Source organism: Pseudomonas sp. PDM18, from assembly GCF_014852585.1.
Taxonomy (GTDB): domain Bacteria; phylum Pseudomonadota; class Gammaproteobacteria; order Pseudomonadales; family Pseudomonadaceae; genus Pseudomonas.
This window is the reverse complement of the sequence record NZ_JACVBX010000011.1, coordinates 88,653-110,051: the sequence shown is the minus strand read 5'-3', so window position 1 is coordinate 110,051 and position 21,399 is coordinate 88,653. Positions and strand designations below refer to the sequence as shown.

The window sequence follows — 21,399 nt, the reverse complement described above, 5'->3', positions numbered from 1 at the left end:
TCGTGGCCCGGTTGCTCCTGCATTCTGGTTATCCCGGCATCCGTGCCGGTCAGGAATCGCCGTCGCTTCCGGGTAGGAATGGACGGTGAGCGAGCCTTCCCTTGTGGGGAACGCGACGCTTCATATAGTTGCTAGCCTAACGATCTATTCCGATGAACTGCACTGACATACGTCAGATCGTCCGCGGAATGAAAGCGGGTGTCGCCTGAACGACACTTTGTAGACGTGGCCATAACGACAGAGGCCACCCCAAGGTGGCCTCTGTTGACGGACGGTTAAATAAGCGAGGCGCTTACTTGACCGGCCAGCCGGTCAGCTCGGCCAGGGCCTTGCCGATGTCAGCCAGGGAACGCACGGTTTTCACACCAGCGTCCTGCAGGGCAGCGAACTTCTCGTCCGCAGTGCCCTTGCCGCCGGAAATGATGGCGCCCGCGTGGCCCATGCGCTTGCCGGGCGGTGCGGTGACACCAGCAATGTAGGACACCACCGGCTTGGTCACGCTGGCCTTGATGTAGGCAGCCGCTTCTTCTTCGGCCGAACCACCGATTTCGCCGATCATGACGATGGCTTCGGTTTTCGGGTCTTCCTGGAACAGCTTCAGGATGTCGATGAAGTTGGAACCCGGGATCGGGTCACCACCGATGCCCACGCAGGTGGACTGGCCGAAGCCGGCGTCGGTGGTCTGCTTCACGGCTTCGTAGGTCAGCGTGCCGGAACGCGACACGATGCCTACCTTGCCCGGCAGGTGGATGTGACCCGGCATGATGCCGATCTTGCACTCGCCGGGAGTGATCACGCCCGGGCAGTTCGGGCCGATCAGGCGTACGCCCAGCTCGTCGCACTTGACCTTGGCTTCCAGCATGTCGATGGTCGGAATGCCTTCGGTGATGCAGACGATCAGCTTGATGCCGCCGAAGGCAGCTTCCAGGATCGAGTCCTTGCAGAACGGAGCCGGAACGTAGATGACCGAAGCGTCAGCGCCGGTGGCTTCCACGGCTTCCTTGACGGTGTTGAACACCGGCAGGCCGAGGTGGGTGGTGCCGCCCTTGCCGGGGGTCACGCCGCCAACCATCTTGGTGCCGTAGGCGATGGCTTGTTCGGAGTGGAAGGTACCCTGCGAGCCGGTGAAGCCCTGGCAGATGACTTTGGTGTCTTTATTGATCAGGACGCTCATTACTTACCCTCCGCGGCCTTGACGACTTGCTGGGCAGCGTCGGTCAGGCTGGTCGCCGCGATGATGTTCAGACCGCTTTCGGCCAGGACCTTGGCGCCGAGGTCGGCGTTGTTGCCTTCCAGACGAACGACAACCGGGATTTTCACGCCGACTTCTTTCACGGCGCCGATGATGCCTTCGGCAATCATGTCGCAGCGAACGATGCCGCCGAAGATGTTCACCAGAACGGCAGCGACGTTGCTGTCGGACAGGATGATCTTGAACGCTTCGGTCACGCGCTCTTTGGTAGCACCGCCGCCAACGTCGAGGAAGTTGGCCGGCTTGCCGCCGTGCAGGTTGACGATGTCCATGGTGCCCATGGCCAGGCCAGCGCCGTTGACCATGCAGCCGATGTTGCCTTCCAGCGCAACGTAGTTCAGTTCCCACTTCTGCGCATGGGCTTCACGAGCGTCGTCCTGGGACGGGTCGTGCATGGCGCGCAGCTTGGGCTGACGGTACATGGCGTTGGAGTCGATGTTGATCTTGGCGTCCAGGCAGTGCAGGTTGCCGTCTTTCTTGATCACCAGCGGGTTCACTTCCAGCAGCGCCAGGTCGTAGTCCTGGAACAGCTTGGCCAGGCCAACGAAGATGTGGGTGAACTGCTTGATCTGGTCGCCTTTCAGGCCCAGCTGGAAGGCCAGCTCGCGACCCTGGTAGGGCTGAGCGCCAACCAGCGGATCGATGGTGGCCTTCAGAATCTTCTCGGGAGTCTCGTGCGCAACTTTCTCGATGTCCACGCCACCTTCGGTGGAGGCCATGAAGACGATGCGACGGCTGGAACGGTCGACAACGGCGCCGAGGTACAGCTCCTTGTCGATATCGGTGCAGGATTCCACCAGGATCTTGCTGACCGGCTGGCCGTTGGCGTCAGTCTGGTAAGTCACCAGACGCTTGCCCAGCCAGTTGGCGGCGAACGCCTTGGCGTCCTCTTTGCTCTTGACCAGCTTCACACCGCCCGCTTTACCGCGGCCACCGGCGTGTACCTGGGCTTTAACGACCCACTCGGTACCACCGATTTTTTCACAGGCTTCTGCGGCCTCTTCGGGTGTGTCGACGGCGAAGCCCTTGGATACGGGCAGGCCGTACTCAGCGAACAGCTGCTTACCCTGATATTCGTGGAGATTCATGCTTGTCTACCGTTTTCGTCTTGGGTATTGCGCATTCGGCGCGGCGCTCGTGGCACCACGCCACCTGTGACCGAGTCCCCCTCGGGGGAGAAACGATCCGGCGGGATGGACGGCAGCCCCTCGCAAAAGACTGCCGCCCTCCCCGCCGTGGTCCCGTTCCTTAGCGCTTCTTGCGGTTGGCGATGTGGATGGCGTGGCCATTCACTGCCAGGGCCGCTTCGTGCAGCGCTTCGGACAGAGTCGGGTGGGAGAAGACCATCATGCCCAGGTCTTCGGCACTGGTGCCGAATTCCATGCCGATCGCACCTTGCTGAACCAGCTCGGCGGCGCTAGGGCCGATCACGTGGACGCCCAGTACGCGGTCGGTCTTGGCATCGGCGATGACCTTGACCAGACCGCCAGTGTCGTTGGCAGCCATGGCGCGGCCGCTGGCAGCGAACGGGAAGGTACCGACGTTGACTTCGACGCCTTCACCCTTGAGCTGCTGCTCGGTCTTGCCGACCCATGCGATTTCCGGGTGGGTGTAGATCACCGACGGAATCAGGTCGTAGTTCATCTGGGCTTTGTGGCCGGCGATGCGCTCGGCAACCATCACGCCCTCTTCCGAGGCCTTGTGCGCCAGCATGGCGCCGCGGACCACGTCACCGATGGCGTAGACGCCCGGAACGCTGGTCTTGCACTGGTCGTCGACGAAGATGAAACCACGCTCGTCCAGGGTCACGCCGCTGTCGGCAGCCAGCAGATCGGTAGTCACCGGGCGACGGCCCACGGCCACGATCAGCTTGTCGAAGACTTCCTTCTGCTCGCCATTGGCGTCGGTGAAGGTGACGGTGACCTGCTTCTTCTTCACGTCCGAACCGGTGACGCGAGCGCCCAGGCGGATGTTCAGACCTTGCTTGGTCAGGGTCTTCAGGGCTTCCTTGGCGATCTGCTCGTCGGCGGCCGGGAGGAACTTGTCCAGGGCTTCAAGGACGGTGACTTCAGCGCCCAGGCGAGCCCAGACCGAACCCAGTTCCAGGCCGATGACGCCGGCGCCGATCACGCCCAGCTTCTTCGGTACGCTCTGGAATTCCAGGGCGCCGGTGGAGTCGACGATGACGTCGTCGGTCAGCGGGGCCGGCGGGATTTCCACCGGGCGCGAGCCCGAGGCGATGATGATGTTGTCGGCTTCCAGAACCTGGGTCTTGCCATCCAGGCCGGTCACTTCGACCTGCTTGTTGGCCAGGACCTTGCCGTGGCCTTCGAAGGAGGTCACGCCGTTGGCCTTGAACAGGGTGGCGATGCCGCCAGTCAGGTTCTTCACGATGTTGGCCTTGCGGCCGATCATCGCCGGAACGTCCATCTTCACTTCGCCAGTGGAGATACCGTGAACGTCGAAGCTCTCTTTGGCTTCCTTGTACTTCCAGGAGCTGTCCAGCAGCGCCTTGGACGGAATGCAGCCTACGTTCAGGCAGGTACCGCCGAGAGCGACCTTGCCCTCTTTACCGATGTACTTCTCGATGCAAGCGGTCTTCAGGCCGAGTTGGGCGGCACGGATGGCGGCTACGTAACCGCCAGGGCCGGCACCAATCACAACCACGTCGAATTTCTGGCTCATGTCTCAATCCTTATTCCGGTGAAGCGGACGGCCCCTTTCGGGGCCGTCGTGTAGTACGGGGCCGTCGTGTGAACTGACGTATCAGACGTCGAGCAGCAGGCGAGCCGGATCTTCCAGCAGATCCTTCATGGTGACCAGGAAGCTGACCGCTTCCTTGCCATCGATCATGCGGTGATCGTAGGACAGCGCCAGGTACATCATCGGCAGGATCACGACCTGGCCATTAACGGCCATCGGGCGCTCCTGGATCTTGTGCATGCCGAGGATCGCGGTCTGCGGCGGGTTGACGATCGGAGTCGACAGAAGAGAACCGAATACGCCACCGTTGGAAATGGTGAAAGTACCACCGGTCATGTCTTCGATGGACAGCTTGCCGTCTTTGGCTTTCTTGCCGAAGGTGGCGATGCCGTTCTCGATCTCGGCCAGGCTCATGAACTCGGCGTTACGCAGTACCGGTACGACCAGACCGCGGTCGCTGGAAACTGCCACACCGATGTCCTGGTAGCCGTGGTAGACGATGTCGTTGCCGTCGATCGAGGCGTTGACACCCGGGAAGCGCTTCAGGGCTTCGGTGGCGGCCTTGACAAAGAAGGACATGAAGCCCAGGCGAACGCCGTTATGCTTCTTCTCGAACAGGTCCTTGTACTTGTTGCGCAGGTCCATGATCGGCTTCATGTTGACTTCGTTGAAGGTGGTCAGCATGGCCATGGAGGACTGGGCTTCGACCAGCCGCTCGGCAACCTTGGCGCGCAGGCGGGTCATCGGAACGCGCTTCTCGACGCGGTCGCCAGCGGCGAACACGGGAGCGGCGGCAGCAGCCGGAGCGGCAGCCTTGGCGGCCGGAGCGGCAGCCGGGGCGTTCTTCTTGGCTTCAACAGCAGCTACGACGTCTTCCTTGGTCACGCGACCGCCCTTGCCGGTGCCGGCCAGGCTGTTCGGGTCGATGCCGTTCTCTTCGGCCAGCTTGCGGGCGGCCGGCGAGAGGATGTTGTCGTCACCAGCGGCGGCAGCCGGGGCAGCAGCGGCCGGCGCGGCAGCCGCAGCCGAGGCAGCAGCCGGAGCGGCAGCGGCAGCACCGCCTTCACTCAGCTTGCCCAGCAGTTCGTTGGAGAGAACGGTGTCGCCTTCGTTCTTGACGATCTCAGCCAGGACACCGTCGGCCTCGGCCAGTACTTCGATCACGACCTTGTCGGTTTCGATGTCGACGATCAGCTCGTCACGCTTGACAGCTTCACCGACCTTCTTGTGCCAGGTTGCGACGGTACCGTCGGCAACCGATTCCGGGAAGGTTGGGGCTTTGATTTCGATAGCCATTATGTGTGTTTCCTTAAATTCGGTATCAACTGCGCGTTGGCGTTAAACGGTGAAGGCGTCCTGCAGCAGTTTTTCCTGCTGCTCGGCGTGCATCGAAGCGTAGCCGCAAGCCGGAGCTGCCGAGCCTTCGCGGCCCGCGTACTCCAGGTTGAGACCTTTCTTGTGCGCGGCGATGACACGACGCATGTGGTGCTGCGAGCAGTACCAGGCGCCCTGGTTCATCGGCTCTTCCTGGCACCAGACGATGTGCTTGAGGTTCTTGTACTGCGACAGGACCTCCGCCAGATCGTCTTCCGGGAACGGATACAGCTGCTCGAGACGAACGATCGCGATGTTCTCGAGACCTTCGGCACGACGCTTCTCCAGCAGGTCGTAGTAGACCTTGCCGCTGCACAGCACGATGCGGTCGACCTTCTTCGGATCCAGGCTGTCGATCTCGTTGATCACAGTCTGGAACGAACCGTCGGCCAGATCTTCCAGGGTCGAGATGGCCAGCTTGTGACGCAGCAGCGACTTCGGAGTCATCACGATCAGCGGCTTGCGCAGCGGACGGATCACCTGACGGCGCAGCATGTGGTAGACCTGGGCCGGAGTAGTCGGCACGCAGACCTGGATGTTCTGCTCGGCGCACAGCTGCAGGTAACGCTCCAGACGCGCGGAGGAGTGCTCCGGGCCCTGGCCTTCGTAACCGTGCGGCAGCAGCATGGTCAGACCACACAGGCGTTGCCACTTGGTTTCGCCGCTGGTGATGAACTGGTCGATCACGACCTGCGCACCGTTGGCGAAGTCACCGAACTGCGCTTCCCACACCACGAGTGCATCCGGGGTGGTGGTGGCGTAGCCGTATTCGAACGCCAGTACAGCTTCTTCCGAGAGGTAGGAGTCGTACAGGCTGACGCGCGGCTGGCCGTCGAACAGGTTGGCCAGCGGGATGTAGACCGAGTCGTCCTTCTGGTTGTGCAGCGCCGCGTGGCGGTGCGAGAAGGTGCCGCGGCCGACGTCCTGACCGGTCATGCGGACCGGGTGACCTTCGAACAGCAGGGTGGCGTAGGCCAGGTTCTCGGCGAAGCCCCAGTTGATCGGGAAGCCACCGGCAGCCATCTTGGCGCGGTCTTCGTAGATCTTCTGGACCTGACGCTGCATGACGAAGCCGTCCGGGGTTTCCAGCAGCTTGTTGGACAGGTCCTGCAGGGTCTTCAGGTCGCAACGGGTGTCGTGACGCGCGGTCCAGCCGTGGCCGATGTACGGACGCCAGTCGACGAAGAGCTCCTTGTTGGGCTCCTTCACCAGGCTTTTCACCACGTGCAGGCCGTTGTCGAGAGCGTCGCGGTATTCGTCGACTTTCTCCTGGGCCTGCTCGGCAGTCTGCACGCCAGCGGCGATCAATGCATCGGCATAGATTTCGCGGGTGGTGCGCTGCTTGGCGATCTGCTGGTACATCAGCGGCTGGGTGCCGCTCGGCTCGTCGGCCTCGTTGTGGCCGCGACGGCGGTAGCAGACCAGGTCGATGACCACGTCACGCTTGAACTGCATGCGGTAATCTATGGCCAGCTGGGTCACGAACAGGACCGCTTCCGGATCGTCGCCATTCACATGGAAGATCGGCGCCTGGATCATCTTCGCCACGTCGGTCGCGTACTCGGTGGAACGAGCATCGTCCTGACGGCTGGTGGTGAAGCCGACCTGGTTGTTGATCACGATGTGGATGGTGCCGCCCGTCTTGTAAGCACGGGTCTGCGACATCTGGAAGGTTTCCATGACCACGCCCTGCCCCGCGAAAGCAGCATCGCCGTGGATGGAGATCGGTACGACCTTGTCGCCGCTGCCATCTTTACGACGGTCCTGGCGGGCACGTACCGAGCCCTCGACCACCGGGGAAACGATTTCCAGGTGCGAGGGGTTGAACGCCAGTGCCAGGTGGACTTCGCCGCCGGTGGTCATGACGTTGGAGGAGAAGCCCTGATGGTACTTCACGTCACCCGAGCCCATCTCTACCAGCTTCTTGCCTTCGAACTCGTCGAACAGCTCGCGCGGGTTCTTGCCCAGGGTGTTGACCAGGACGTTCAGACGGCCACGGTGGGCCATACCGATGACGATTTCCTTGACGCCGTAGGAACCGGAGCGCTGGATGATCTCGTCAACCATCGGGATGAGGCTCTCGCCACCTTCCAGGCCGAAACGCTTGGTGCCTGGATACTTGGTGCCCAGGTACTTTTCCAGACCTTCGGCGGCGGTGAGGCGCTCGAGCAGGTGGGAACGGGCGTCGACAGAGTACGTCGGACGGCCGCGCACGCTTTCCAGGCGCTGGGCGAACCAGTGGCGTTGCTCGGAATCGACGATGTGCATGAATTCGGCGCCGATAGTGCTGCAGTAGGTCTGCTTCAGCGCATCGATGATTTCACGCAGGGTCGCCTCTTCCTTGCCGATGTAGAGCTCACCGGTACGGAAAGTAGTGTCGAGGTCTGCAGCGGTGAGCCCGTAGTGTTCGAGCGACAGATCGGAGGGAGCGGTACGCACCCAGAGACCCAGCGGATCGAGCGATGCTGCCTGATGTCCACGCAGACGGTATGCCAGGATCAGACGCAGGACTTCAACCTGCTTTTTCTCGTGCTCGGTGCTTACGCTGCCAGCGGAAACAGGCGCGGCGCGGCGCTGATTCTTGGCCAGGAGTACGAAATGATCACGGATAGAGGAATGCGAGACGTCGGGGGCAGGATTGCCGTCGGCGGGGAGCTTCTGGAAGTACGTGCGCCACTCTTCTGGCACAGCGTTCGGGTCGTGCAGGTAGAGCTCGTAGAGCTCTTCGACGTAGGCAGCGTTTCCACCGGATAGATGGGCACTGTTCCACATCCGCTGCATTACGCTTTCGTGCATGCTTGGTCACCCTCGGTAAGGGGACTCCACCTGTGGAATCTCTGGCGCGAAGTCATACACAGCGACTTCAAGCCACCGATCCCCGCAGATAGTCCGGGTACCAGCCCGGATGCCCCTGCTGGTCATATATACGTTTTCAAAACAGGACCCCCGCTTTGTGGGCTTGGGTCCTAGGGACTGTACCGCCGGAAAATGTTCCGGCGGTACAGGTGTCGCTCTTGCAATGATCTTTGGGCGCGCGGCCCTCGGATCAAGTGCCGCTCTGCAGCAGCATGTTACGGATGTGACCGATTGCCTTGGTGGGGTTCAGACCCTTCGGGCAGACGTTCACGCAGTTCATGATCCCGCGGCAGCGGAAGACGCTGAACGGGTCATCCAGGCTCGCCAGGCGCGCCTGAGTTTCGGTGTCACGGCTGTCGGCCAGGAAGCGATAGGCTTGCAGCAGTGCGGCGGGACCCAGGAACTTGTCGGGGTTCCACCAGAACGACGGGCAGGAGGTCGAGCAGCAGGCGCACAGGATGCACTCGTACAGACCGTCCAGCTTCTCGCGCTCTTCCGGGCTTTGCAGACGTTCGATGGCCGGCGCTGCATATTTGTTCTGCAGGAACGGCTTCACGCTCTCGTACTGCTTGTAGAAGATGCGCATGTCGACGACCAGGTCACGGATGACCGGCAGGCCGGGCAGCGGGCGAATGACCAGCTTGCCGCCCTTCAGGCCAACGGCCGACAGAGGCGTGATGCAGGCCAGGCCGTTCTTGCCATTCATGTTCATACCATCGGAACCGCACACGCCTTCACGGCAGGAACGACGGTAGGAGAAGCCCTCGTCCTGTTCCTTGATCAGCGCCAGCACGTCCAGGACCATGATGTCCTTGCCGTCGGTATCGACCTGGAAGTCCTGCATGTAAGGTGCAGCGTCCTTCTCAGGGTTGTAGCGGTAAACACTCACTTGCAACATGGCGGGCACCCTTAGTAAGTACGAACCTTGGGTTCGAATGCCGGAACAGTTTTCGGCGCGAAGTTGACGGCACGCTTGGCTACACGCTTCTCACCCGGGAAGTACAGGGTGTGGCACAGCCAGTTCTCGTCGTCGCGCTCCTCGAAATCTTCACGGGCATGCGCGCCGCGGGACTCTTTGCGGGCTTCAGCCGCAATCGCAGTGGCTTCGGCCACTTCGAGGAGGTTCTGCAGTTCCAGCGCTTCGATACGCGCCGTGTTGAATGCCTGGCTCTTGTCGTTGATCTTGACCGCAGCGATGCGCTCACGCAGATCAGCCAGCTGAGCGATACCTTTCTGCATGTATTCGCCGGTACGGAATACACCGAAGTAGTTCTGCATGCAGGATTGCAGTTCGCGCTTGAGCGGAGCGACTTCTTCGCCACTGGTGCGCTCGTTCACGCCGTTCAGACGCTTGAAAGCGGATTCCAGGTCGGACTCGGAAGCCTGGCGGTGCTCGATACCATCCTTGAGCGCCTTCTCCAGGTGCAGGCCGGTGGCACGACCGAACACAACCAGGTCGAGCAGCGAGTTGCCCCCCAGGCGGTTGGCGCCGTGAACCGATACGCAAGCCACTTCGCCGACGGCGAACAGGCCTTCGATGATCTGCTCGTTGCCGTTGGAGTCCATGGTCAGGGCCTGTCCATGGATGTTGGTGGCAACGCCGCCCATCATGTAGTGGCAGGTCGGGATAACCGGGATCGGAGCGACGACCGGGTCAACATGGGCGAAGGTCTTGGACAGTTCGCAGATGCCGGGCAGGCGGCTGTGCAGAACTTCTTCGCCGAGGTGGTCGAGCTTCAGCAGTACGTGGTCCTTGTTCGGGCCAACGCCGTTGCCGGCGATCACTTCCTTGACCATGGAGCGGGCAACCACGTCGCGGCCTGCCAGGTCTTTCGCGTTCGGAGCGTAACGCTCCATGAAACGCTCGCCATGGGCGTTGATCAGGTAGCCACCTTCACCGCGGCAGCCTTCGGTAACCAGTACACCTGCGCCGGCGATGCCGGTCGGGTGGAACTGCCACATCTCGATGTCCTGCACCGGCACGCCAGCACGCAGGGCCATACCGATGCCGTCACCGGTGTTGATCAGGGCGTTGGTGGTGGAGGCGTAGATACGGCCGGCACCGCCAGTGGCCAGGACCACGGCTTTGGAGCGGATATAAACGGTGTCGCCGGTTTCGATGTCGATGGCGATGACGCCAACCACATGACCGTCCTGGTTCTTCACCAGGTCAACCGCGTACCACTCATTAAGGAAAGAAGTACCGCTCTTCAGGTTGGCCTGATAGAGAGTGTGCAGCAGGGCGTGACCGGTACGGTCAGCCGCGGCGCAGGTACGGGCAGCCTGGCCACCCTTGCCGAAGTCCTTGGACTGGCCACCGAATGGACGCTGGTAGATGCGGCCCTGCTCGGTACGGGAGAACGGCAGCCCCATGTGTTCGAGCTCGAACACGGCTTCCGGGCCGACGGAGCACATGTATTCGATAGCGTCCTGGTCACCGATGTAGTCGGAGCCCTTGACGGTGTCGTACATGTGCCAGCGCCAATCGTCGTTCGGGTCAGCCGAAGCGATGGCGCAGGTGATGCCGCCCTGGGCGGACACGGTGTGCGAACGGGTCGGGAAGACCTTGGTCACCACGGCAGTCTTGTGACCGCCTTGGGCCAGTTGCAGCGCAGCGCGCATGCCGGCGCCGCCACCACCAACGATGATGGCGTCGAAGGAAAGAGTACGAATGCTAGCCATGGATCAGTTACCCCAGAGAATCTGCACACCCCAGACGAAGAATGCGAACATGGCCATGCCGCATACCGCCTGGACGAGGAAACGCACGACGGTCGCGGACTTGCCCAGCGCCATCGGAGTCAGGTAGTCAGTAGTGATGGTCCACATACCAACCCACGCGTGCACGCTCAGGGAAACCAGCGTCAACAGGCTGAAAATCTTCATCAGGCTGTGGGAGAACAGACCATGCCACTCGGTGTAGGTAACACCCGGGTGAGCGATCAGGAAGCCCAGCAGGAAGAGAACATAAGCCGCGAGAACGACCGCGGAGACGCGCTGGACCATCCAGTCATAGAGACCCGAACGCGACAAGTTTGTGACGTTAGTTACCATACCCATACCCCCGCCAGAACGATCAGCACCACTGCGACAGCGATGACGATTTTCGAACCACGCTTACCGCCTTCCAGCGTTTCGCCAATACCTGCGTCCATGACGAGGTGACGAATACCGGCTACCAGGTGGTACAGGAGCGCAGACAGCAGGCCCCAGATCACAAGCTTGACCAACGGATGGGTCAGACACGCCTTCACCTGCTCGAAGCTTTCTTCCGAAGCGAGGGAACGATCCAGTGCGAACAGCAGCACTGCGATGCCCACGAACAGAATGACGCCAGAGATACGGTGGAGAATCGACGTGTAAGCAGTGATAGGGAGTTGGATGGTCCTTAGGTCTAGGTTTACGGGTCGTTTGCTATTCACGGCTTTTTTCACACTGAGAGCCCTTCTATGAATCGGGGCTAGTTGTCGGGAGGTGCACTTGTCAGGTACCCATCACCTTCGGGAGTGACAACCACCAATCAAGCTAGGCCGGACGGCCCTTGGCGGCTGGTCGCCGAGTATAGACAGTTAGGCTCCTAATGACAACGGAAAGACCTCCACCTAAGGACTAATTGCCGCACCCCCCGAAAAGGCGTAAACAGGCAAATTTTTCCGGCAAAACAGGGGCTTGGAGGAGCCAAACTTCTCCGATTGTGCAAATTGACATTCGGATTTATCTCTCTATAGTGGTGCGGGCCCTGCGTGGGGGGTCGTACAGATGATTTCAAGCATAAATAGGAGGCCATCATGGCTGACAAAAAAGCGCAGTTGATCATCGAGGGCGCTGCCCCCGTCGAACTGCCTGTCCTCTCCGGCACGCTGGGTCCCGATGTAGTCGACGTGCGTGGCCTGACCTCCACGGGTCACTTCACTTTCGACCCCGGCTTCATGTCCACCGCCTCCTGCGAGTCGAAGATCACCTACATCGATGGTGATAATGGCGTACTGCTGCACCGCGGCTACCCGATCGAACAGCTCGCCGAGAAGTCCGACTACCTGGAAACCTGCTTCCTGCTGCTCAACGGCGAACTGCCCACTGCCGAGCAGAAGGAAAAGTTCGTCGGCACCATCAAGAACCACACCATGGTTCATGAACAGCTGAAGACCTTCTTTAACGGCTTCCGCCGTGATGCGCACCCGATGGCCGTGATGTGCGGCGTGATCGGTGCCCTCTCCGCCTTCTATCACGACTCCCTGGACATCAATAATCCGAAGCACCGGGAAGTCTCGGCGCATCGTCTGATCGCCAAGATGCCGACCATCGCCGCCATGGTGTACAAGTACTCCAAGGGCGAGCCGATGATGTACCCGCGCAACGATCTGAACTATGCAGAAAACTTCCTGCATATGATGTTCAACACACCTTGCGAGACCAAGCCGATCAGCCCTGTGCTGGCCAAGGCCATGGACCGCATCTTCATCCTGCACGCCGACCACGAGCAGAATGCCTCCACCTCCACCGTGCGTCTGGCGGGCTCCTCGGGTGCCAACCCGTTCGCCTGTATCGCCTCGGGCATCGCCGCCCTGTGGGGTCCGGCTCACGGCGGCGCGAACGAAGCCGTTCTGCGCATGCTTGACGAGATCGGCGACGTATCGAACATCGAGAAGTTCGTGGCCAAGGCCAAGGACAAGAACGATCCGTTCAAGCTGATGGGCTTCGGCCACCGCGTGTACAAGAACTTCGACCCGCGCGCCAAGGTCATGAAACAGACCTGCGACGAGGTTCTCCAGGAACTGGGCATCAACGACCCGCAACTGGAACTGGCCATGAAGCTGGAAGAAATCGCCCGCCACGATCCCTACTTCGTGGAGCGCAACCTCTACCCGAACGTGGACTTCTACTCCGGCATCATCCTGAAGGCCATCGGCATTCCGACCAGCATGTTCACCGTGATCTTCGCCCTGGCACGTACCGTGGGCTGGATCTCGCACTGGCAGGAAATGCTCTCCGGTCCGTACAAGATCGGCCGTCCGCGTCAGCTCTACACCGGCGCCACCCAGCGCGACTTCGTGGACCTCAAAGCCCGCTAAGCGCTACGGCGTACGAGAAAAGGCCGCCTTCGGGCGGCCTTTTTTTATTGCCATGGACAAGGCTTCGCCTTCCAGTAGGAGCGAGCCTCACCGACGCGCCACGACAGGAACGAAAAAGCCGCCCGAAGGCGGCTTTTCATGAGGGGGGAACGTCAGCGCCTGTTATTTCTCGGCAGCGCTGCGCAGGCCCTTCAGGGTGTTCATCGGCGCATCCACCACGAAGCTGTTGGCCAGCCAGGATGGGATGCTGCCACCCGGCTCGGTCTGTACCTGGTAGGTCACTTCGGTCACGCCGGCGCCCTTGGGCACCAGCTTCCACTCGCCGATCAGCTTCGGCACGCGAATTTCGCCCTTCTCTTCCGGGATGTAGGTCGGCTCGGCCTTGAGATGACGAATCAGGCCGCCGTCTGCGGTCTTCTCGGTGGTCACGTGGATCACCACGTCGCGGCCGGTCACCGGCCAGGGCATGTCGATCTTCGAGTAGGTCCAGGAATTGTCGCCTTCGGTTTTCAGCAGGCGCATTTCGGCGCAGGCGTGGATCCACTTGCAGGACCCGGTCACGTCTTCCTGCAGGGCGTTGATCTTGGCCACATCGGCCTTGATGTCGACGACGCCACGGTAAGCCTTGTACTTGGAGCCTGCCACAGGGCTGAGGAAGACCTTCACGCCGTCGTCTTCCTTCTCCAGCTTCCAGTCTTCCGCCAGGACAGTACCGGCAAAGCCCATCACGGCAGTGGCCAGCAGGGTCATACGCAATACACCACGCATCGTCTTACCTCTCTTTATTCTTGATCTTGTGGGGGCAGCAAAAGCCGCCGCCCCGTCGCAATCCGCGGTCTTGAGCGGGTCGGGGCGTCAGTATGGACCGCGAAAACGTGACTTCCAAGTCACATCAGGCGGCGGTGATGCGTTCCCACTCGGTGAGGATCTGCAGGGCCTGCTCGTTGCTGCTGCCGCAGGCGTCCGCGTCCGCCTCGAAGGCCGCACAGACCTTTGGACGCCGCGAGTCGCCGAATAGTTTGCACAGATTACGCTCATCCAGTTGCACGCAGCGCACGCCCGCCGGCTTGCCGTCAGGCATGCCGGGGATGGGCGAGGAAATCGACGGCGCTATGCAGCAGGCGCCACAGCCGATACGGCATTGCATGGGATGAATTCTCTACTCGACGTCAAGGATTGGAGCGCAGCAGCCCCTGCTCGCGCAGCGCCGCTACCAGGTGCTCGCCTTTGGCGGAGCCAGCACGTTAGAACACCGCCGGCTCACCAATGGGTACAGCGACTTCGACTGCACCACCGGAAGCCACCTCGAAGGCGCTACCGCCCCAAAGGTGCACCCAGCGGCCCTCGGACAAAGTCGCGCTCAGGCGCTAGACACCCGGGTTCCAGCACCGGGGCCACCAGAAATTGGTCGCCGAGCATATAGCTCGTCGGCGTTTCCGCCAAGCTGGCCGGATCAGCGCACACGGAGTCCAACTGTCGCTGACGACACAGAAGCTCATGGTGTTCGTGGACAAACATCGCGCCGCAACGGGTTTGCCACAGCGTCTGCACGCGACACGCGCGCAGAGCGAAGGACGCACTATCCCACTCCAGGCGATAGTCACCCGGACGCCAGGTCTGCTCGGCCGCCATGGCCGGTACCATTGCTGCTCCCCGCAATAGGAACCTGATCAATTCCCCCCCTTGGCTGTCACGTCGCGCATCCACTAGGCTCTGGCGCAGTCCCTCACTGGAGTCGCTGTCATGCCGGTCTGGCTGCAAACCGCGTTTCTTCTGTCGCTCTCAAACCTGTTCATGACCTTCGCCTGGTACGGCCACCTAAAAACCCTGAGCAGCAAGCCATGGATCATCGCGGCGCTGGTCAGCTGGGGCATCGCACTGTTCGAGTATTTGCTGCAGGTGCCGGCCAACCGCATCGGGTACACGGTGATGTCGGTGGGGCAGCTGAAGATCATGCAGGAGGTCATCACGCTGGCGGTCTTCGTGCCATTCAGCGTGTACTTCATGCAACAGCCACTGAAGCTCGACTATCTATGGGCCGGCTTGTGCCTGCTGGGCGCGGTGTACTTTATCTTCCGCGCCTGAAGCGATCAGGAGTGGCGCGCGACCGATGGCGCCACCTGAGGGGGAGGAAAATGGATCAGGCCTTGGGTGAGTCCTGAAGGCGGGTGATCAGGCTGGAGGTGTCCCAGCGTCCGCCACCGGCGGCCTGCACCTCGGCGTAGAACTGGTCGACCAGCGCCGTGACCGGCAGTTGCGCGCCGTTGCGGCGGGCTTCATCGAGGACGATGCCCAGGTCCTTGCGCATCCAGTCCACCGCAAAGCCGAAGTCGAAACGCCCTTCCAGCATGCTCTGGTGACGATTCTCCAGCTGCCAGGACTGCGCGGCGCCCTTGCTGATCACCTCCATCGCGGCCATGCCATCGAGGCCGGCGCACTGGGCGAAGTGCAGCGCCTCGGACAAACCTTGAAGCAGGCCGCCGACACAGATCTGGTTGACCATCTTGGTCAGTTGCCCGCTGCCCACCGGACCCATGCGCCGCACCATTCGCGAATAGGTGGCAATCACCGGCTCCGCGCGCGTGTAGAGGTTCTCGTCGCCGCCGACCATCACCGTCAGCGCGCCATTCTCGGCGCCGGCCTGGCCGCCGGACACCGGCGCATCGAGGAAGCCCAGCTCGCGCTCGGCCGCCGCCACCGCCAGCTCGCGCGCCACTTCGGCCGAGGCAGTAGTGTGGTCCACCAGCACAGCGCCGGGCTGCATGCCGGCCAGCGCCCCGTCCGCGCCCAGCACCACGCTGCGCAGATCGTCATCATTACCCACGCAGCACATCACAAAGTCGGCCCACTGCGCGGCGTCACGCGGGGTCTCGGCCGAGCGGCCGCCGAACTGCTTGACCCACTGGACGGCGCGACTAGCGGTGCGGTTGTAGACGCACACATCATGCCCTTCACGCGCCAGATGCCCGGCCATGGGATAACCCATCACGCCCAGGCCAATGAAAGCCACTTTCGCCATCGCAGTCCCCTTGTCCGATCGAGTCGCTCAGCCTAGCACAGCGGTTTGCCGGTCCCGCAAACGCCTTCCATACTCGATTCGAACCCAACCAAGAGCACCGACTATGCCCCACTGGCTGGTGATCGACCTGGAAGCCACCACCGAGGAAGGCGGCTGGCCGGTCGAGGAAATGGAGATCATCGAGATCGGCGCAAGCCTGGTGGCCGAGGCCGACGGCCGCGAGCTGGACCATTTCCAGCGTTTCGTCCGCCCGCAGCGGCGCCCGCTACTGACGACCTTCTGTCGCGAACTCACCCACATCACCCAGGCCAACGTCGATGCCGCCGCGCCGCTGCACGAGGTCTGGCCGCAGTTTGAGCGCTGGCTCGCCCAGCACAGCCCGCGCCTGGCCGGCTGGACCAGCTGGGGCGACTACGACCGCCACCAGCTGGAATTGGAGTGGCGCCGCCAGCACCTGGACAGCCACCTGTCCCGCGTCCCCCACGTCAACCTCAAGCAGCGCTTCGCCCAGGCCCGCCAACTCAAGCGCCCGGTGGGCCTGAACGCCGCGCTGCATCTGGCCGGCCTGCATTTCCAGGGGCAGCCGCACCGTGCCTTGGAAGACGCCCGCAATACCGCCCGCCTACTGCCGCTGACCCTGCCCGTTGCCGGCTGAAAGCACCGATCCATCGATTCAGCACCAACCTGGCACTGACTGCACGGTCGCCTGCGCCGCTCTAGTGACGGGGCCTGCGGCCTTGGGCATACTGGCGGGCCATTTTTCACCCCTCTAGCAGGAGAAGCCCATGTTCAAGGTCAACGAGTACTTCGACGGCACTGTCAAATCCATCGCCTTCGACATGGCCGCAGGCCCCGCCACCATTGGCGTGATGGCTCCCGGCGAATACGAATTCGGCACCAGCCAGCTGGAGGTGATGCACGTCGTCGCCGGCGCGCTGACCGTCAAGCTGCCGGGCAGCGACAGCTGGGAAACCTTCGAAGGCGGCAGCAACTTCACCGTGCCGGCCAATAGCAAGTTCCAGCTGAAAGTCGCCCAGGATACCGCCTACCTCTGCGAATACCGCTGAGTTCGGGGCGTGATGAGAAACCGGCCCTAGTGGCCGGTTTTTTATTGTCTGCTGCTTGGGAGCTGACCTTGTAGGAGCGAGCTAGCTCGCGAACTCCTCACAGGCAACTCCGGCGCTGGGCGGTTCGCGAGCAAGAACTAGGCGTCCCCCTCGATCCTACGAAGAGCAGCTACGCAGGCCGACCTCGAGATCCGCCCGCAACCCAGCATCCTTCTCCGCAATGAACACCAGCCGCGAACCCTGCTCAGCCTCGCCTGCCGTCGCTGTGCGTAACTGATAACGCCCGCCCACATATTGCAGCCAGACCGCCTCGCCCTGCCCCGCCAGGCGAATCAGCCCCTTCAGGCGCAGCAGGCCTCGCGGCAGCGTCTCCAGCCAGTGCTTCAGCCGCGTGCCATCGAAGGTCGCGTCGCCCTGCCAGCTCCAGCTGTCGAACAGGTCGCCATGGTCGATACCGTCCTGTCCGCGGGGCCGCAGCTTGCGTGACGGTTCACCGAGCAGCAGCTCATCGGGAACCTGCGCCTGGATGGTCTCCAGTACCCGCGCGCCGCGGCCAAAGCGCTCTCGCTGGCGGGCGCGTTCGTCAGCGGCCAGCAGGTCGCACTTGTTCAGCAGCAGCAGATCGGCGGCTGCCGCCTGCATGCGCTCCAGTCGCGCGTACTCGCCCTCCAGCGGTTCCCGGCGGGCAGCATCGACCACGGTGAGCACCGCATCCAGATGCAGGCGCTTGCGCAGCTTCGGATAACCCAGCGTCTGCACGATGCGCTGCGGGTCGGACACCCCGCTGCACTCGATCACCACCTGTTCCAGCGGCGGGTGCATAGTCGCCAATCGCTCCAGCTGCGCCAGCAGGTCGTCCTGCACGCTGCAACAGATGCAGCCGTTCTCCAGGCTGTACACCGCCTCGGTCTGCTCGGCGATCATCCCGGCATCGATATTCAGCTCGCCGAAATCATTGACGATCACCGCCAGGCGCCGGCCTTCGCAGCGCTCCAGCAGGTTGCGCAGCAGCGTGGTCTTGCCCGCGCCGAGGAAGCCGGCGACCACCGTCACCGGGATGCTCGCGGCGTTCATGCGTTGACGCCTTCGATGCACGGCGGCTCGCCCTGCCACACCGCCGCCAGGGCGGTATCGCTGAACTGGCCGAGGCGGTCGTACACCGGGCGGCCTTCGACGAAGGTCAGTTGCACCTGGGTGCGGTGGATAAAGTTGCGCGCCGGCTGCTCGAACAGGTTGCGGTCGAGCACGATGAAGTCCGCCGACTTGCCAGCCTCCAGGCTGCCGGTGAGCTTCTCCAGGCCCATGGCATAGGCGCCATTGAGGGTCGCCACGCGGATCGCCTGCTCCAGGCTGATCGGCTCGCCGAAGCAGGCCGGGTCGTCATTCCACGGGTTTTGCCGGGTGACCAGGGTTTCCAGCGCCAGCCAGGGGTCGATGGACGCCACCGGCCAGTCGGTGCCGAACACTGCGATACCGCCGGCGGCCAGCACGCCCTTGAAATCGTAGATGCGCTTCAGCCGATCCGTGCCATAGCCCGAACGCGCTCCGCTGGCAAACGGCGTCGGATACCAGGCTGCCGGGGAGAACTCGGCGATCACTTCCAGCTCGCGGAAGCGCTTGAGATTGCCCGGATGCAGGATAGTGCTGTGCGCGCACTGGTGACGCACACCACTGAAACCGTTGCGCCGGCGCGCCTCGGCCACCGCATCGAGGAACACGTCGGACGCCGCATCGCCAGTGCAGTGGGCGATGACGCGGATGCCACGGTTGTCCATGTCCACCACCATGTCGGTGATGTGCTCGGGGGTCAGATTGAGCTTGCCGCGCCAGGCGTCTTCGCCCGGCCAGGGTGTAATAAGGAAGGAGGAGCGCGGCTCGACGGTACCGTCGAAGTGGAACTTCACAGCGTTCGCCGACAACCGTGCGCTGCGATAGTAGTGACGCTCGCCGCTTAGCAGCTCCCAGCGGCGACGCACCGGGAAGATGTCGTCCTGCCAGCTGATCGCCGCTTCCACGCGCAGGGTCAGTTGCCCGGCATCGTCGAGGTACTTGAGCGCGTCCAGGCGATTCTCGCAGACGTGCAGGTACTTGGCCGCAGTGACGCCGCGCGAGCTCTGGAAGTGCACGCCCTCGCGATAAGACTGGCGCAGCACCTTCGCCGGGGTGGGCGGCATGGCGGCGTGGATCAGCGCGTAGGCGCCGTCGATCATCAGGCCGTTGGGCTCGCCGGTCAGCTCGTCGCGCTCCAGATAGCCGTTGCGCGGGTCAGGGGTACTGGCGTCGATGCCGGCCAGCTCCAGCGCGCGGGAGTTGACCATCATGGTGCCCCACATGCGGTCGAGCAGCGCCACCGGGCGGTCCGGCAGGATGCTGTCGAGCCACTCGCGGCCCGGCTTCAGCCCAGCTTCGCGGAAGGTGTAGCGCACCCAGTACTGGCCGTAGACCCAGCCATCGCCGGGGTGGCTGTCAGCGTAGTCGCGGATGGCTTTGGCAAGCTGCTCCGGGGTCGGGTCCTCGATGCCGACATCGAGGTCGTCGGCGTAGCGCGGGTTCAGCGCCAGGTCCGGGTGGGTGTGCATATCGTGCAGGCCGGGCATGCAGAACGCGCCTTCGAGGTCGCGCACCAGGGTATCCGGGCCGATCAGCTGCTCCATGTCCTCCCGGCGGCCCACCGCCAGCAGCCGGCCATCACGGATGGCCACGGCCTCGGCCCAGGACTGGGCTGGGTCAAGGGTGTAGAAACGGCCGTTGTGCAGCAGCAGTTCGGCGAAGCGATCGGCAGGGGAATGGGTGGAGCGGAAGCGGTCCGGAGCGGTCATGGGAAGCCCTTGTTGTTCTTGTCCGTGAAGGCAGTATAGGGCTCGGCTTTCAACCACTGACTAGCATAAGATGACAACTAGCTAGCACTAGACGACAGCTTGAGTCCGCCCATGCCCACAGCGTCCTTCGACATCGATTACGCCGCCCGCCAGCTGTTTCGCCACTTCCTCGACGAATGGCGCGCCCGCCCCGCCCTGCCGGCCCTGGCGCCGCTGCTAGGCGGCCTCGGCTTGCCCACTGGCAGCGAAGCGGCAGCCGCCGAGATGAACTTCGCCCGCTATTACCGGCTGCTGCAGCAGGCCGCCGGGCTGCTCGGCCCGAGCGACTTCTTCCTGCGCCTGGGCCAGCGCTACAACCTCTACGACCTGGGGGTGATCGGCTACGCGCTGATCAGCGCGGCCAACCTGCGGCGCTCCTGGGACATCTCCCTCGGCCAGCCGTCGAGCCTGATGCCACACCCAATCCACACCCACCGCGAGGAAGTCGGCGAGCACATCCGTCTGACGCTGCAGCTGCCGCCCTTCGGCGAGGTGGAGCGCATCGCCCTCTGCGAGGAATGGCTGAGCAGCACCTGGCGCTGGTTGTGCCAACGCCTGCCGGACCTGGAGAACTGCGCCGGCATGCAACTGCACCTGCCCTACCCGCCGCCGGTCCACGCGGCCTTGTATGGCGAGCTCTTCCCCGGCCCCTGCCACTTCAATGCCGGGCAGGCCGAGCTGTGGATGCCGAAGTCCTTCCATGACCAGCCCTTCTCCACGGCCAACCCGTCAGTGAGCCGGCTGTGCCAGGCCCAGGGGGCGGCCACGCTGGCCAGCTTCGAGCGTGGCCCGGCGTTGCCGGACGATGTGCGCTACTACCTGCTGCAGAATGCGCGCATCCCACTGCCGGACCTGGAGCAGACAGCCGCCTGGTTGCGCCTGCCGCCGCATACGCTGCAGCGCCGACTGCGCGAGCACGGGCTGACCTTCAAGGGAATCGTGCTGGAAGTGCGGATGGCGCTGGCCCAGCGTTACCTGCTGGCCAGCCGGATGGCGCTGCAGGAGATCGCTTTCCTGCTTGGCTATGAACACGTCACCAGTTTCCACCGGGCTTTCCAGCGGTTCACCGGGACGACGCCGGAGCGGTTTCGCGTAGCGGGTGGGATCTCGTCTGAGTGAAGCGATCACGGACAGAGTCCGCTTATTGGATAGCTCTGCGCTCGGATCGCCCCTCACCCTTTCCCTAGGGAGAGGGTTG

The 21,399-nt window shown here is 62.8% G+C and carries 19 protein-coding genes; 5 read left to right on the top strand and 14 right to left on the bottom strand.

What is annotated here, in order from left to right:
* Window positions 1-292: 292 nt before the first annotated feature.
* The 9 genes from sucD to sdhC form a co-directional block, all read right to left on the bottom strand.
* Window positions 293-1,174 (bottom strand): succinate--CoA ligase subunit alpha, encoded by an 882-nt coding sequence (sucD, locus tag IB274_RS21380; protein ID WP_192434555.1) that lies wholly within the window; start codon window positions 1,172-1,174, stop codon window positions 293-295.
* Window positions 1,174-2,340, bottom strand: a complete 1,167-nt coding sequence (gene sucC, locus IB274_RS21375) for an ADP-forming succinate--CoA ligase subunit beta (RefSeq protein ID WP_015477516.1) — start codon at window positions 2,338-2,340, stop codon at window positions 1,174-1,176. Before sucC ends, sucD begins: the two co-directional genes overlap by 1 nt.
* 160 nt (window positions 2,341-2,500) lie before the next feature.
* Window positions 2,501-3,937, bottom strand: coding sequence for a dihydrolipoyl dehydrogenase (gene lpdA, locus IB274_RS21370; RefSeq protein WP_192434553.1), 1,437 nt, complete (start codon window positions 3,935-3,937; stop codon window positions 2,501-2,503).
* An 81-nt stretch (window positions 3,938-4,018) separates the two neighbouring features.
* Window positions 4,019-5,251: a 2-oxoglutarate dehydrogenase complex dihydrolipoyllysine-residue succinyltransferase gene (gene odhB, locus IB274_RS21365; RefSeq protein ID WP_192434551.1), complete on the bottom strand. Its 1,233-nt coding sequence runs from the start codon at window positions 5,249-5,251 to the stop codon at window positions 4,019-4,021.
* Between the two features lie 42 nt (window positions 5,252-5,293).
* Entirely contained in the window at window positions 5,294-8,125 is a 2,832-nt protein-coding gene (locus tag IB274_RS21360) for a 2-oxoglutarate dehydrogenase E1 component (RefSeq protein WP_192434550.1), read from the bottom strand.
* A 250-nt stretch (window positions 8,126-8,375) separates the two neighbouring features.
* Window positions 8,376-9,083: a succinate dehydrogenase iron-sulfur subunit gene (locus tag IB274_RS21355; protein ID WP_045208028.1), complete on the bottom strand. Its 708-nt coding sequence runs from the start codon at window positions 9,081-9,083 to the stop codon at window positions 8,376-8,378.
* A gap of 11 nt (window positions 9,084-9,094) precedes the next feature.
* Window positions 9,095-10,867 carry a succinate dehydrogenase flavoprotein subunit gene (sdhA, locus tag IB274_RS21350; protein WP_192434548.1) on the bottom strand — a complete coding sequence of 591 codons (1,773 nt, stop codon included), beginning with the start codon at window positions 10,865-10,867 and terminating at the stop codon, window positions 9,095-9,097.
* Between the two features lie 3 nt (window positions 10,868-10,870).
* Complete coding sequence (sdhD, locus tag IB274_RS21345) at window positions 10,871-11,239, bottom strand: succinate dehydrogenase, hydrophobic membrane anchor protein (protein ID WP_192434547.1); 369 nt, start codon at window positions 11,237-11,239, stop codon at window positions 10,871-10,873.
* Window positions 11,233-11,619 (bottom strand): succinate dehydrogenase, cytochrome b556 subunit, encoded by a 387-nt coding sequence (sdhC, locus tag IB274_RS21340; RefSeq protein ID WP_167523168.1) that lies wholly within the window; start codon window positions 11,617-11,619, stop codon window positions 11,233-11,235. The genes sdhD and sdhC overlap by 7 nt, the downstream gene beginning before the upstream one ends.
* A gap of 354 nt (window positions 11,620-11,973) precedes the next feature.
* Between sdhC and gltA the strand changes: the two genes are divergently transcribed.
* Window positions 11,974-13,257 carry a citrate synthase gene (gene gltA, locus IB274_RS21335; RefSeq protein ID WP_192434545.1) on the top strand — a complete coding sequence of 428 codons (1,284 nt, stop codon included), beginning with the start codon at window positions 11,974-11,976 and terminating at the stop codon, window positions 13,255-13,257.
* A 162-nt stretch (window positions 13,258-13,419) separates the two neighbouring features.
* Here the strand turns inward: gltA and IB274_RS21330 are convergent, their stop codons facing one another.
* Both IB274_RS21330 and IB274_RS21325 read right to left on the bottom strand, forming a co-directional pair.
* On the bottom strand, window positions 13,420-14,025 hold the full coding sequence (locus tag IB274_RS21330; RefSeq protein WP_192434543.1) for an START domain-containing protein: 606 nt from the start codon (window positions 14,023-14,025) through the stop codon (window positions 13,420-13,422).
* A gap of 124 nt (window positions 14,026-14,149) precedes the next feature.
* The gene (locus IB274_RS21325; protein WP_138216628.1) at window positions 14,150-14,404 is read right to left on the bottom strand and encodes a YkgJ family cysteine cluster protein; all 255 of its coding nucleotides are present in this window, start codon (window positions 14,402-14,404) and stop codon (window positions 14,150-14,152) included.
* Between the two features lie 596 nt (window positions 14,405-15,000).
* Between IB274_RS21325 and IB274_RS21320 the strand changes: the two genes are divergently transcribed.
* Window positions 15,001-15,342 (top strand): DMT family protein, encoded by a 342-nt coding sequence (locus IB274_RS21320; RefSeq protein WP_045208042.1) that lies wholly within the window; start codon window positions 15,001-15,003, stop codon window positions 15,340-15,342.
* Between the two features lie 55 nt (window positions 15,343-15,397).
* On the opposite strand, the gene IB274_RS21315 is transcribed toward IB274_RS21320, so the two are convergent.
* On the bottom strand, window positions 15,398-16,276 hold the full coding sequence (locus IB274_RS21315; protein WP_192434541.1) for an NAD(P)-dependent oxidoreductase: 879 nt from the start codon (window positions 16,274-16,276) through the stop codon (window positions 15,398-15,400).
* A 103-nt stretch (window positions 16,277-16,379) separates the two neighbouring features.
* Here IB274_RS21315 and IB274_RS21310 point away from each other — a divergent pair, with 103 nt between their 5' ends.
* Window positions 16,380-16,931 carry an exonuclease domain-containing protein gene (locus IB274_RS21310; RefSeq protein WP_192434538.1) on the top strand — a complete coding sequence of 184 codons (552 nt, stop codon included), beginning with the start codon at window positions 16,380-16,382 and terminating at the stop codon, window positions 16,929-16,931.
* Window positions 16,932-17,061: 130 nt separating this feature from the next.
* Window positions 17,062-17,343: a pyrimidine/purine nucleoside phosphorylase gene (locus IB274_RS21305; RefSeq protein ID WP_192434536.1), complete on the top strand. Its 282-nt coding sequence runs from the start codon at window positions 17,062-17,064 to the stop codon at window positions 17,341-17,343.
* Window positions 17,344-17,499: 156 nt separating this feature from the next.
* Here the strand turns inward: IB274_RS21305 and IB274_RS21300 are convergent, their stop codons facing one another.
* On the bottom strand, window positions 17,500-18,417 hold the full coding sequence (locus IB274_RS21300) for a CobW family GTP-binding protein (RefSeq protein ID WP_192434534.1): 918 nt from the start codon (window positions 18,415-18,417) through the stop codon (window positions 17,500-17,502).
* Window positions 18,414-20,162: an amidohydrolase gene (locus tag IB274_RS21295; RefSeq protein ID WP_192434532.1), complete on the bottom strand. Its 1,749-nt coding sequence runs from the start codon at window positions 20,160-20,162 to the stop codon at window positions 18,414-18,416. The genes IB274_RS21300 and IB274_RS21295 overlap by 4 nt, the downstream gene beginning before the upstream one ends.
* A 111-nt stretch (window positions 20,163-20,273) precedes the next feature.
* Between IB274_RS21295 and IB274_RS21290 the strand changes: the two genes are divergently transcribed.
* A complete protein-coding gene (locus IB274_RS21290; protein WP_192434530.1) occupies window positions 20,274-21,320 on the top strand; it encodes a helix-turn-helix transcriptional regulator in 1,047 nt (348 codons plus the stop codon).
* The last annotated feature ends 79 nt before the right edge of the window (window positions 21,321-21,399 follow it).